9 protein-coding genes and 1 tRNA gene are annotated in these 12,729 nt (G+C 53.3%); 8 read left to right on the plus strand and 2 right to left on the minus strand.

The window, feature by feature from the left end; genetic code table 11:
* Positions 1-248 precede the first annotated feature (248 nt).
* From J2S31_RS09185 to J2S31_RS09200, 4 genes are all read left to right on the plus strand, one after another.
* Complete coding sequence (locus tag J2S31_RS09185) at positions 249-4,037, plus strand: response regulator (RefSeq protein ID WP_237098790.1); 3,789 nt, start codon at positions 249-251, stop codon at positions 4,035-4,037.
* The gene (locus J2S31_RS09190; protein WP_237098791.1) at positions 4,021-4,884 is read left to right on the plus strand and encodes a CheR family methyltransferase; all 864 of its coding nucleotides are present in this window, start codon (positions 4,021-4,023) and stop codon (positions 4,882-4,884) included. Before J2S31_RS09185 ends, J2S31_RS09190 begins: the two co-directional genes overlap by 17 nt.
* A gap of 75 nt (positions 4,885-4,959) precedes the next feature.
* The gene (locus tag J2S31_RS09195) at positions 4,960-6,582 is read left to right on the plus strand and encodes a response regulator (RefSeq protein ID WP_237098792.1); all 1,623 of its coding nucleotides are present in this window, start codon (positions 4,960-4,962) and stop codon (positions 6,580-6,582) included.
* A 323-nt stretch (positions 6,583-6,905) separates the two neighbouring features.
* Positions 6,906-7,661, plus strand: a complete 756-nt coding sequence (locus J2S31_RS09200; protein WP_237098793.1) for a hypothetical protein — start codon at positions 6,906-6,908, stop codon at positions 7,659-7,661.
* A 121-nt stretch (positions 7,662-7,782) separates the two neighbouring features.
* Here the strand turns inward: J2S31_RS09200 and J2S31_RS09205 are convergent.
* A tRNA-Arg gene (locus tag J2S31_RS09205) sits at positions 7,783-7,859 on the minus strand.
* Between the two features lie 279 nt (positions 7,860-8,138).
* Between J2S31_RS09205 and J2S31_RS09210 the strand changes: the two genes are divergently transcribed.
* Complete coding sequence (locus J2S31_RS09210; RefSeq protein ID WP_237098794.1) at positions 8,139-8,558, plus strand: thiol-disulfide oxidoreductase DCC family protein; 420 nt, start codon at positions 8,139-8,141, stop codon at positions 8,556-8,558.
* A gap of 41 nt (positions 8,559-8,599) precedes the next feature.
* On the opposite strand, the gene J2S31_RS09215 is transcribed toward J2S31_RS09210, so the two are convergent.
* On the minus strand, positions 8,600-9,538 hold the full coding sequence (locus tag J2S31_RS09215; RefSeq protein ID WP_237098795.1) for a class I SAM-dependent methyltransferase: 939 nt from the start codon (positions 9,536-9,538) through the stop codon (positions 8,600-8,602).
* Positions 9,539-9,810: 272 nt separating this feature from the next.
* Here J2S31_RS09215 and J2S31_RS09220 point away from each other — a divergent pair, with 272 nt between their 5' ends.
* From J2S31_RS09220 to J2S31_RS09230, 3 genes are all read left to right on the plus strand, one after another.
* Positions 9,811-10,677, plus strand: a complete 867-nt coding sequence (locus J2S31_RS09220) for a rhodanese-like domain-containing protein (RefSeq protein ID WP_237098796.1) — start codon at positions 9,811-9,813, stop codon at positions 10,675-10,677.
* 93 nt (positions 10,678-10,770) lie between these two features.
* On the plus strand, positions 10,771-11,757 hold the full coding sequence (locus tag J2S31_RS09225) for an ABC transporter ATP-binding protein (RefSeq protein WP_237098797.1): 987 nt from the start codon (positions 10,771-10,773) through the stop codon (positions 11,755-11,757).
* Positions 11,754-12,719 carry an ABC transporter ATP-binding protein gene (locus J2S31_RS09230; RefSeq protein WP_237098798.1) on the plus strand — a complete coding sequence of 322 codons (966 nt, stop codon included), beginning with the start codon at positions 11,754-11,756 and terminating at the stop codon, positions 12,717-12,719. Before J2S31_RS09225 ends, J2S31_RS09230 begins: the two co-directional genes overlap by 4 nt.
* The last annotated feature ends 10 nt before the right edge of the window (positions 12,720-12,729 follow it).

The following is a 12,729-nucleotide window of genomic DNA, read 5'->3' on the forward strand; positions in this document are numbered from 1 at the left end:
GGACCTCACACCCGGACATCCCTTCCAACAGCACCCTGAGCACAACCCTCTTCAGCCATTCGCACCTTTTGGCTTTTCGCAAGCTCTCGACTTTCATCCAAAACCGGAACCGGGCTTTGCAAGGCACTCACCATTGGGTATGTCTGCTCGGGACTTCCTCTGCCGAATTCCCTTACAGGGCGCCGTTTTCAGAGCCCGCCGTAGCGGCAAGAGCCGGACACCCCCTTCCTCAATGGACTGGATGAGTTATGGAAAACGCAACTCAATTCTCTGATTTGGAAGAAGCAAAAGGCACGGGCAAAGCCCGGGACACACGCATGCCCACGGGGCTCACCTGGACTGTTTTGGCCGTGTGTTTCTTCCCGCTTTTTCTGAACCTGATGGGTTATGACTTTGGTTCCAAGTCCGTTCCCCTCGACCCAGCCGTGCTCAGCCAGTTGGGTCCCGCAGAACTTGAGGAAAGGGCTATCCACTCCCAATCCGGCGCGTTCATGCACACGATTCTGGAATGGAGTGCGATTGCCGCCGCCATTGTGGTTTTCGTTCTCGCCCTGTTCAATTTCTATTTCAACCGGGATTTGACCCTGCCCATCATCGCCATGGTCTTTGTGTGCTCGGGCATGGTGGATGCATTTCACACCCTGGCCTCGGACCGTTTAATTGAAGGTAAGGCTTTGGCCACCAACCTGTCTCCTTTCACCTGGGCCATATCCCGCGTCTTCAATGCCATCATCCTGATCGCCGCAGTGATGCTGTTGATGCGGTCCGGCCACGAGAAAAGCACGGACCAATTGAAGTTTCTTGCGGGCATTGGGTTTATCTTCGCGCTGGTGGCGTATTCCATCATCCAGTATTGCGCCTCCAGCACGGAGCTTCCGCAGACCATGTTTCCGGACGCCCTGTTCACCCGGCCCTGGGATGTGGTGCCGTTAACCCTTTATCTGTTTGCGGGAGTTTACCTGCTCCCCCGTTTCTATCAGCGGGAGAGGACGGTTTTTGTCCATTCGGTGTGGGTCAGCATGGTTGCCCATATCCTCACCCAGGCGTACATGGCTTTTGGTTCGGAAGCGCTGTTCGACAATGCCTTCAACGTGGCCCACTTCCTGAAGATCGTCGCTTACCTGGTTCCATTTGCAGGACTCGTGCTGGAATACAAAAGCACGCTGGGCACGTTTGTGAATACCATCAAGGAAAATGAAATCACCCTGGTGCAGTTGCAGAAAGCCGAAGCGCTGGCCACTCACCAGGGATGGGTGAAGACGGGCATTTCCGATCTGTTTGAAATCATGCAAAAATCGCAGGACCTCAAGGTATCCGCCCAGCAAATCATAAGCTTTATGGTGAAACGGCTGGAAATCCAGATGGGAGCGTTCTATATCGTGCAGGAAAACTTTTTAAGATTTTCCGCCGGATACGCTTACGCCAACCCGCACAGTTTGAAGGAAAATTTTCAGTTTGGGGAGGGATACATAGGCCAGGCCGCCGTGGAGATGAAAACCATTCAGGTCAGAGAAGTTCCCGAGGACTATTTCAAGATCAAATCCAGCCTGGGCGAAGCCCCTCCCAAAATGCTCCTCTTTGTCCCGTTGATTTCCGAAAGAAAAGTGGTCGGGGTCATCGAGCTAGGGTCATTACAGGAAATCATGGGCAACCACCTGGAGTTTGTGAATCAGGCGGCAGGGGCCATTGCCGCCAAGATTTCCCTGGAGATCGCGCAGGAGAAAATCAAGGACGCACTGGAGGAAACCCGGGCCCAGGCCGAGGAACTGGCTCAACAGCAAACGGAACTCCAAGAATCCAATCATGAGTTGGAAATCCAGGCGCAGGCGCTCAAGGAATCCGAATACAAACTCGTGCAGCAACAGGAAGAGCTTCAGGAAACCAATCGGCAACTCGAAGAGCAGGCCTCTCTGTTGGAAACCCAGAAACAGGAAATCGAAAAGAAGAACGCACTGGTCAACCAGAAAGTCAAGGAACTGGAAATCGCGAGCAAGTACAAGTCCGAGTTCCTCGCCAACATGTCGCACGAGTTGAGGACCCCTCTCAACAGCATGCTCATTCTGTCCCGCCTGCTTATGGACAACAAGGACGGCAACCTCTCCACCAAGCAGGAGGAGTTTGCAAGAACCATTCACAGTTCCGGCAACGATCTGTTGAACCTGATCAACGACATCCTCGACCTGTCGAAGATCGAATCCGGCAACATGGAAATGGTTCTGGAAGAGGTGAATCTCGAAAGAGTGACGGAAACCCTGAAGCGCAACTTCCAGCCGCTGGCCGACGACAAGGAACTGGGATTTGCCATCGAACTCGATCCCACGCTTCCGGAAGCCATGATCTGCGACGCCAAGCATCTGGAACACATCCTGCGCAACCTGCTTTCCAATGCGTTCAAGTTCACGGAAAAAGGAGGCATCACCATTCATATCCGGCGCCCCTCTTCGGACATCATACTGGCAAACAAAAAACTGCGTCACGAATCCGCCATTGCCTTCAGTGTCACCGATACAGGCAAAGGCATTCAGGAATCCAAGCGGGTGCAGATATTTGAAGCCTTTCAGCAGGAAGACGGCACCACCAGCCGCAAGTACGGCGGCACCGGGCTGGGCCTGTCCATCACCCGCGAGTTCGTCCGCCTGATGGGCGGCGAAATTCAGTTGCAAAGCAAGGTGGGCGAAGGCTCCACCTTCACCGTCCTTCTGCCGGAGATAGTCGAACAGCCGGTTGGCATTTTAAAAACAGAATCAGCAAAGGGTAATGGCGGCAATGGACGCAAGTCCAAAAAGGCCCGAACCCAAAGCCCGGGCATCCAATCGACCGAAGTGGACGACGACCGCAAGGAAATCCGCGCCTCGGACCGCACTCTTCTCATCATCGAAGACGACCTGAAGTTTGCCAAAGCTCTAAAAGACATGGCACACGATAAGGGGTTCAAATGCCTCATCGCTGACGATGGAGAAAACGGCATCCTTCTGGCCCAGCAGTTTCAGCCCTCGGCTATCATCCTGGACATCGGCCTCCCCGGCATCGATGGCCTGATGGTCATGGAGAAATTGAAAAACCATCCCGACACCAAGCCCATCCCCGTCCATTTCATATCCGCTTACGACAAAGATAAGGAAGCCATGGCGTTGGGGGCGATCGGCTTCGTGAAGAAACCGGTCACACAGGAAAAAATCGACGAGGCATTTTTACGCATTGAAAAAGTGATTTCCAAGCGGATCAAGAACCTGCTCGTGGTCGAGGACGAGACCATCGTTCAAGATGAAATAAAAAAATTGCTGGACAACGGCCAAACCCACGTCATCTCCGCGAGCTCGGCGGAAGAGGGTTTGACGGTCTTGGAGAAAAGTGAGGTGGATTGCATTGTCCTTGACCTGCACCTGGGAGGGATCTCCGGCTTTGATTTTCTTGAACAGATAAAAAAGAAAAAAAAGTTCAAGAATATCCCGGTGATCGTGTACACCGGCCGGGAATTGACGCCTGATGAAGAAGTGAAGCTCAAGCGGTATTCGGAAAGCATCATCATCAAAGGAGCCCATTCGCTCGACCGCCTCATCGATGAAGCCACCCTGTTCCTCCATAAAGTCGCACACCCGAATGAGGACAGCCCCACCGGGTCGGAAGGGAATTCCCTCGATACCAAAGTGTATGCCGGAAAAAAAATCCTCATTGTCGATGACGACCTGCGGAACGTTTTCGCCCTGGCGCACGTTCTGGAGGAATACGACATGAATGTGGTCATCGCCAAACACGGCAAGGAAGCGCTGGAGCAACTCGGCAAAAACAAGGATGTGAACCTCGTCCTGATGGATATCATGATGCCCGAGATGGATGGTTACGAATGCATGCGGCATATTCGCAAAATTCCGGAATTCAAAAGCCTGCCCATCATCGCGCTGACAGCCAAGGCCATGAAGGGCGACAAACAGAAATGCCTGGAGGCGGGAGCTAACGACTATCTGACCAAGCCCGTGGATATAAACGTTCTTCTAAACCAAATCAAAGTTTGGGTCCTGCATGAAAGCGAACGCTGAAAACACACAATTCCTTTCCGAAGAGGAATTCAATGAAAATCTCGAGTTGTGGGCCCTGCTTGAAGTGATTTACCAGAAGTACGGGTACGATTTCCGCAACTACAATTACAGTTCCATTCGCCGTCAGTTGAAGCGCCGCATGGAAGTGGAAAAAATCGACTCCATTTCCCAGATACAGCACCTCATCCTGAATGACAAGAAACTCTTTCATAAAGTCATTTCGGATTTTTATATCAATGTAACCGAACTGTTCCGGGACCCCGCGTTTTTCAAATCAATACGCAATCGCGTGGTGCCTCTCCTCAAATCGTATCCGTCGATCAAAATCTGGCACGCAGGTTGTGGCACCGGCCAGGAAGTTTATTCCCTGGCCATATTGCTTCAGGAGGAAAACCTGTTTGAGCGGACACACATTTATGCCACCGACGTCAACGGCGAAGCCTTGCAAAAGGCCCGGGAAGGCATCTATCCGGTGGGACTGATCAAGGAGAACGCCCACAACTACCTGGAATCCGGAGGAATGGAAAGCCTTTCCAAATACTGCACCGTCAATTACGGCAACGTCATCATGAATGGGGAACTCAGAAAGCACATTTCTTATTTCGACCACAATCTGGCCACCGACAGTTCCATCGGCGAAATGAATCTGATCTTTTGCCGGAACGTTCTTATTTACTTCAACAACGAATTGAAGAGGAGAGCCGTCAGTGTCTTCTGGGAATCTCTTTGCCATAAAGGATTTTTCTGTGCAGGCGCCAATGAGCGCCTGCTTGGCGAAGAAAACGAAGCGATGTTTGAAGTGTTCGACGAAAAGAACAAGATTTATAGAAAGAGAGAAGCGGCTTGATTTGTAAATATTCGGAGGGGGGACATGACCAAAGCGAGAAAGGCCGCCCGTTTAACCTCGAAAGCCAAAAGTACTATGAATACCGATAAGAACGATGATCGCCCCTACATTCTTATTGTGGACGATGTGGAAGCCAACCTGGTGGCATTGGAAAGCCTCCTGGAAGAAGAGAAATGCCGTATCGTCCGCGCCGACTCGGGAAAAGAAGCGCTGGCAAAAGTATTGGAACACGACTTTGCCCTCATCCTTCTCGACGTTCAAATGCCCAACATGGACGGTTATGAAGCCGCTTCCTTGATCCGCGGCATCGAGAAAACCCGCTACATCCCGATCATTTTCATCACCGCTTCCAGCAAGGAAGAACCCTTTGTCTTCAAGGGGTACCAGCGCGGCGCGGTTGACTACCTTTACAAACCGCTCAATCCACTCATCCTCAACAGCAAAGTTCGGGTATTTCTGGATCTGCACAAACAAAAAAAATTGATCCAGAATCAGGCAAAAAACCTGAAAGGGCAGGTGGAGGAGATGGAGCAATTAAAGAATCTTGCCGACCGCGCCAATAAGGCCAAGTCGGAGTTTCTCTCCGCTATGAATCATGAAATCCGCACCCCGTTGAACGCCATCTTCGGTTACGCGCAGATCATGAAGCTTGATGAAATGAACCTCACTCCCCGTCAGCGCAATGGAGTCGAAGGCATTTACCGCGCCGGACAACATCTGATGCGGCTGATCGACAACGTCCTCGACCTTGCAAAGATCGAAGCCGGCAGGATGACGGTCGATGCCCAGGAATTCGACCTCGTCGAAATTCTTCTCGACATCACCGTTATGTTCGAATCGGTCTGCAAGACGAACAACATCGACTTTTTCATAGAAGGACTCCCAATGGACCAGCCCTGCTGGGTGCTTGGAGACGATCAGAAACTGCGGCAGGTTTTGATCAACCTCATAGGCAACGCCACCAAGTTCACCGAGAAAGGTGGAATCAGCCTGAAGGTAAAGCATCTCGGAAACTGCCAATTTCAATTTGGCGTCAAGGACACCGGGAGGGGCATCCCAAAAGAAAAGCAGGCGCTGATCTTCGAACCGTTCTGCCAAACCGAACTGGGGCAGTCGAAAGGCGGGACCGGACTCGGCCTGGCCATTTCTAAAAGGTTCATTGAGTTGATGGGCGGCCAAATGAAGCTCATCTCGGAAGAAAACAAAGGAAGCTGTTTTTATTTCACTATCCCGCTCCAGGCCGCCGAATCCAAACCCAAAACCCACGGCATCTTTGAGACCCTCCGTTACAAGCTACCCACGGGATGCAGTGTGAGAGCCCTCATTGTCGATGACATTCCAGATAACGTCGAAGTCCTTTCCCAGCTCTTGATCGAGTTGGGCCTGGACGTCAGATCTGCGGAGAATGGACAAGAAGCCATCGAATCCGCAACGGTATGGAAACCGGATATTGTTTTCATGGACTACCAGATGCCCGTCATGAACGGATTCGAAGCCGCCAAGGAAATCCGGGCCCTGTACGGGGATGAATCCGTAAAGATCATCCTGCTTTCGGCCTCAGTGCTTTCCCACGAGAAAGAGGACCTTCTTAAGGAAAACATCCACAACGGGTTTCTCTCCAAACCCTTCATGCAAAGGGAAATCGTCACCATCCTCGAACAGCTTCTCGATATCAAGTTCGATACCCAGAACGTATAACGACTTTCCCGCTTTTCCACCGGCGCTAGTGCCGGTTCCGGGTTTTCCTCCCTTACAATATTGGTTATCCGGGCATTCAGAGCAATTGCCCGTATCCCCGCAAATGTAGGAGCCGGAATCCGACGGGCAACTGTGCCAGCGGTGACAACCTAAGCGGTGCGTTTCAGCGTTGAGGGGAAGCACTAGAACAATCAGAAGAGCGATCAACCACCTCACAACGGGCCACCATAAAAGGGTTATATATGCCTGAATTGACATGATTCTATTCCTGATATATTCTTCGGCAAGAGGAATCAGACTCATCTCGAAACCAAATGATGCCCATGAAGAATTCGTTGCTAATTATCCCTCTTCTTTCCATCCTGATAGGCTGTGCAACCAAGGGTGTACACCCACCGGAAAGAGTTTCTTGGGTGACACCAGAAAAAATCAAGGAGCAAGCAGAGGTTGATAAACTCCTAGACTCTGAAAAAGGGGCAGAGCAGGAAAAAGCTGATACAAAACCGGTTGAGGTCCCGCTAATTAAGGGTGGTTTGGGGTATTCATTTGACCTTTTGTATAAAGATTTAAATCTAATTGAGTACAAAGTCCCCGGTGAAATTGAAAAGTTTGGAGAGGTGACCAAAGTCCAAAAGGACGATTTTTTCCCGTTTGTCACTTTAAATTTTGGTCCATTGACTGGTAGGCTTTATAGCGTGACTGGCGTGAAGCTTTATTCACTCCAAATTAGCCAAGGGCCCTTACCCTGCCTCGACGATTTTTCCATCGTTTTAAAAGCTATTGAAACAAAATATCCAGCATTAAACAGATATCTCCCCTTCAAAGGTGATGAAAACTTCAAAGGCATTGGCTTTGCCCCAAGGTTTTATTTTAATTATGGCGCTTACTCTCGAAAAACACCCAGAGGGAATTATGTAGAGGTGATGTGCGGGAAACACCAATCCAATAGGCCCGCTCTAGTCATTCAATATTTCAATGAGGGGTACAAGAAATTATATGAAAGTGAGAAAAAGGTTTTTCGTGAAGATAACCAAGATGCAATTCTTAAACAAAAAGGGATTGACCTCGACCACCTGTAATTTATCTTCATAATAATCAAAGCACACTCCAAACCTCGCCATCATTGACCCTATACTGGCACTACCACCACAAAATAAAAAAGCACCTAGAGGCCAAAGCCATCTAAGTGCTAGTTTTATTTGGTACCCCCGACTGGATTCGAACCAGCGACCTACGGATTAGGAATCCGTTGCTCTATCCTGCTGAGCTACGGGGGCGTATCATTTTCTTTGCTCCGGTATCCGCCAGCAGACCGCAGGCAACCTGCCCCGCCCGCCAGTCATCGCGCGACCGACAAGCCGAATCATACCACGCATGCCACACCCCATAAATCAGTTTCTGGTGCGTTCCCTTTCCTCAGGCCTCATTCACTCATGTGCTCAAAAGCCTTATAATGAAGTCCTGAAATGACGGAAGGCATATGCACATTGCATTGGATTCAACACGCCCTCCCCTGCAATCCGGTCCTTTCCCGCTCCACCTTTCAACGGAAGGCCATGACAACCAGACCCGCAAAAGCAAACGAACAACCACCCATCATCTTTTTCGACGGCGTGTGTGGGCTGTGCAACAGGTTTGTGGATTTTCTTATACGCAAGGACCGGGCAGAGGAGTTCCGCTTCTCTCCCTTGCAGGGTGAAACCGCACGCCAGGTGCTGGGTGCGCCTGGAGAGACCTCAATGGACAGTGTCGTGCTGGTGGAAGGGGACCGCGTCTTCGTGAAATCCACGGCGGCGTTGCGCATCTTCCGCCGCCTTGGGGGTGTCTGGTCGTTGCTGTGGATTTTCCGGTGGGTGCCCGTCCCTATTCGTGACGGAATTTACGAATGGATCGCGAAGAACCGCTACCGCCTGTTCGGGAAAAAAGAAAACTGCCGCATTCCGTCTCCAGAAGAACGCGCCCGGTTTCTCGATTGACAGGAATGCTTTCAGCGAAACCGCTTAAATCGAAACGGCCATCAAACCAGGGCTGGCGTGGAGTTCAAGGAATTGAGGAGGGCCCTCGTTCGTTCGCGCGAGCTTTCGGGGAGCTCGCAGTCGGCCAGCATCATTTCCAGAAAAGAAAAACCCGCCTCCGACCTTCCCCTTTCATAGAAACGTTCGAACAGTTGCATGTATAAGGACGGAAAACCCTTGTAGGACTCGCAGAGGTGACAGCCGATTCCGATAGCGGGCTCCAGGCCATCCGGCCATTTCAGGAACCAGTCGATTCCTCTCATATAACCATCGATCTCGATCTGCACTTCTTCCTGAAGCCGGTCTGGGGTCAGCACATGCTTGTACAACTCAGAAACGCGGTAATCGCCGACGATGACCTCCATGATATCCGGCAGGTCTTCCCGCTTGCAATTGGTCAACCCGTAAAACCGGTGGACGATGAGACCGGTGTTCATCTCATACTCCTTATTCACGCGGAAATACATCTGCATCAAAAACCGTTCCAGATTCTTTTTCTCCAACAACCCCGGATACACAAAGGCATGCCGGCAGGCGCCGTAGCCCATGGTACCTTCCTGCGTCGGCACGGAAAAATAAAAAGCCCCGCCCGGTTTCAACACCCGCCGCACTTCGGACACCATGCGGTGCGGATTGGTCAGGTGCTCGAAAGTTTCGTAGCAATACACCGCATCAAAATGATCCGTCCCAAACGGCAAATCCTGCTCGCTCACATCCACCAGGGAAACATCGAATCCCTGCGCACGGGCGTGATTCACAATATCGCGTCCCGCATCCACCCCGTGCACCTCGTTGCCCACTTCTTTCAGACTTTTCAGCAGGGCTCCGGAGCCGAAACCGATCTCCAGCACGCGACCGTGGCAGATGTGTTCAAAACAACCCTGATCGACCCCGCTGGGCCGGTATTCCTCGTAAGTGGTATGGGCGACGGACTTGGTCATGATGGGCGTATCCTCCTTTTATATCTATAGATCGGGAAAATCGAAAATTTCCATTAGCCTTTTTTGGCACCAGATCGGGGAAAAGCCGAAAAAAGCGGAGGCGCCCACCCGTTGGCGGAAAGACAGGCCATTTTCAGTCAATTTCCAGATGACTCTCAAAATCCGTCACACGTCTTGATTCGGCCATTTCATTCGGTATATCATTTTCAAGAGTCCCCGACTCACCGAATATCCGCAAATTCAACCTGAAGTAAAGGTTCCAAGGAGCGTTCATGATACGAGTACGAGCCAGCCAGATCTTCACCCACGCGGTGGAAGACGCGGTGGCGGCGAAAAAATTGCTGGATGAAGGCAAGCCCTTCACCGAAGTGGTATCGCAGTACAGCACCTGCCCGTCCAAGGAAAACGGCGGCGACCTGGGCTGGATGCCGGAAGACAACGCCATGGCGCTGATGGGCGAAATCAGTGAGCAGGATCAGGGCAAAATCCTGGGCCCCATCCATTCCCCCTACGGCTACCACATCCTCCAGATCACCGAGATCGAGAAAGAGGAAGAGGAAATCGTGTTCAACCCGGACACGCCCATGACCGAGGTCAACCGCGTCCTGCCGGAAGTCCACACCCTGCTGTTCAAGCACTTCCACATCGGCATGCCCGTCACCGGTTACAAACCGGAGGAAACCATCTTCACCGTGTGCGAACAGCACGGCAAGACCGTGGGCCAGGTGCTTTCCCTGCTCAACAAGGAAGCCGGGGGCAAGCAGGTCCGCTTCATTTCCCCGGAACAGCTCAAGGAAAAAATGAAAAACGGCGAGCCCATCGTCCTGCTCGACATCCGCGAGCAGTGGGAGCGCGATATCGCCTGCATCGAGGAAGCCACCTTCATCACCCGTGAAAACTGCGAGTCGGTGCTGGCGGACCTCGCGCCCGATTCGGAAATCGTGGTGGTGGACTGGAAAGGCGACCGCACCGAGAGCTTTCAGAAGTTTCTCGGCCAGCGCGGCTTCACCAACGTGCAGGGCATCGAAGGCGGCATCGACGCCTGGGCGGAAAAGGTGAACACGCGCATGGCGCGTTACGACATCGATGAAGAAGACGACGACTACCGCTACGAGGACATTTTCGATGATGCCCCGTAAACGGTAACGAACTCAAAGAGGAAAGCTTCCTATGGGAGCTTTCCTTTTTTTTGCCCTGCGGCCGGCGGGGCTGAATTTCATCCGGACTTCGCCATGGCTCCTCTGCTCAAAATCGAAAACCTGGTCACTTCCTTCTACATAGAGGAAGGCAAGGTCGAGTCCGTACGCTCCGTCAACCTGGAGATCGCACGCGGCGAGACGGTGGCGCTGGTCGGCGAGTCCGGTTGCGGCAAGTCGGTCACCGCCCTCAGCGTCATGCGGCTTGTGCCCACCCCTCCCGGCCGTTACGAGAGCGGCCGCATCCTGTTCGACAACCGCGAAATCTTCAAACTGACGGAAGAGGAGATGCGCGGCATCCGCGGCAACGACATCAGCATGATTTTTCAGGAGCCGATGACCTCCCTCAATCCCATCTTCACCATCGGTGACCAGATCGTCGAGGCCATCGTCCTGCACCAGAACAAAACCGAAGCCGAAGCGCGCCAGCTTGCCATCGAACTGCTCGACCGGGTGCGCATCCCCTCCGCCGCGCAACGCATCGACCAGTATCCGCACGAGTTGTCCGGCGGCATGAAACAACGCGTCATGATCGCCATGTCCATCTCCTGCCGCCCGGCGCTCCTCATCGCCGACGAACCGACGACGGCGCTCGACGTCACCATCGAGGCGCAGATCCTCGACGTGCTGGCCAATCTGCGCGACGAAACGCAGATGTCCATCCTGCTCATCACGCACAACCTCGGCATCGTGGCGCAGTTCGCCGACCGGGTGGCCGTCATGTACGCCGGAAAGATCGTGGAAGAAGCGCCGGTGGTGGAACTGTTCGAGGATCCCAAGCATCCGTACACGCGCGGCCTTCTGCGTTCGCTACCCAAAGACGAGCCGGGCAAACCTCTGGAGACGATCGCCGGCACCGTGCCCAATCCCGTCAACCTGCCTTCGGGGTGCGCGTTTCACCCGCGCTGTCCCGATGTCATGGACGAATGCAGTCGGGAAATTCCGCCGGTGTACCGCACCGGCCCCAACCAGACGGCCGCCTGTTATCTTTACAAAACCAACGCCGTGGCGCAGGAATCATGAAGACCCTGCTGGAATTGAAAAATCTGAAAAAATACTTTCCCGTTTACGGTGGTGTGTTTTCCCATGTGGTGAACGAGGTGAAGGCAGTGGACGACGTGTCCCTGGACATTGGCGAGCAGGAAATCCTGGGCCTCGTCGGCGAGTCGGGTTGCGGCAAAACCACGATCGGACGCATGACCCTGCGCTTGATCGAACCCACCGCCGGGCAGATCGTCTTCCGCGACCGCGACATCACGCAACTGTCCAACCGGGAGATGGAACGCCTGCGGCCGAAAATGCAGATCATCTTTCAGGACCCGTTCAGCTCGCTCAATCCCCGCTTCAACGTCGAGCGCATCATCGGCGAGGCCATGCTGGTGCACGGCAAAGCCACCCGGCAGAACCTGCGGCAGAAGGTCGGCGACGTGATGGAGCAGGTTGGGCTGTCGCCGCGTTACATGCGCCGTTATCCGCACGAGTTCTCCGGCGGTCAACGGCAGCGCATCGGCATCGCCCGCGCCCTGGCACTCGATCCGGAATACATCGTCTGCGACGAACCCGTTTCGGCGCTGGACGTTTCCATCCAGGCGCAGATCATCAACCTCCTGCGCAAACTCCAGCAGGAGAAGAACCTGACCATGCTGTTCATCTCGCACGATCTCAACGTGGTCAAGCACCTGTCGCAACGCACCGCGGTGATGTACCTCGGCAAGGTGGTGGAAGTCGCGCCCACCGATGTGCTCAACCGCGAGGCGGCGCACCCGTACACACAGGCCCTGCTTGCCGCCAAGCCATCGCTCAATCCCCGCGACCGCGAAAAGAAAGTATCCCTCGGCGGCGATGTGCCCTCGCCGATGAAGCCCCCGTCCGGATGCCGCTTCCACACCCGTTGCCCGGAAGTCATGGACCATTGCAAACACGAGGACCCGAAGAAGGTGGAACTCCGCCCCGGTCACATCGTGTACTGCCACCTGTACACCTGACCGGCCGTTC

The organism is Nitrospina gracilis Nb-211 (assembly GCF_021845525.1).
GTDB lineage: Bacteria > Nitrospinota > Nitrospinia > Nitrospinales > Nitrospinaceae > Nitrospina > Nitrospina gracilis_A.

What these genes read in the sequence shown, in the direction of transcription:
- J2S31_RS09220 (WP_237098796.1), top strand. Translation starts at nt 9,811, where the DNA reads ATGATACGAGTACGAGCCAGCCAGATCTTCACCCACGCGGTGGAAGAC.
- J2S31_RS09225 (WP_237098797.1), top strand. Translation starts at nt 10,771, where the DNA reads ATGGCTCCTCTGCTCAAAATCGAAAACCTGGTCACTTCCTTCTACATA.
- J2S31_RS09185 (WP_237098790.1), top strand. Translation starts at nt 249, where the DNA reads ATGGAAAACGCAACTCAATTCTCTGATTTGGAAGAAGCAAAAGGCACG.
- J2S31_RS09210 (WP_237098794.1), top strand. Translation starts at nt 8,139, where the DNA reads ATGACAACCAGACCCGCAAAAGCAAACGAACAACCACCCATCATCTTT.
- J2S31_RS09230 (WP_237098798.1), top strand. Translation starts at nt 11,754, where the DNA reads ATGAAGACCCTGCTGGAATTGAAAAATCTGAAAAAATACTTTCCCGTT.
- J2S31_RS09190 (WP_237098791.1), top strand. Translation starts at nt 4,021, where the DNA reads ATGAAAGCGAACGCTGAAAACACACAATTCCTTTCCGAAGAGGAATTC.
- J2S31_RS09195 (WP_237098792.1), top strand. Translation starts at nt 4,960, where the DNA reads ATGAATACCGATAAGAACGATGATCGCCCCTACATTCTTATTGTGGAC.
- J2S31_RS09200 (WP_237098793.1), top strand. Translation starts at nt 6,906, where the DNA reads ATGAAGAATTCGTTGCTAATTATCCCTCTTCTTTCCATCCTGATAGGC.
- J2S31_RS09215 (WP_237098795.1), bottom strand. Translation starts at nt 9,538, where the DNA reads ATGACCAAGTCCGTCGCCCATACCACTTACGAGGAATACCGGCCCAGC.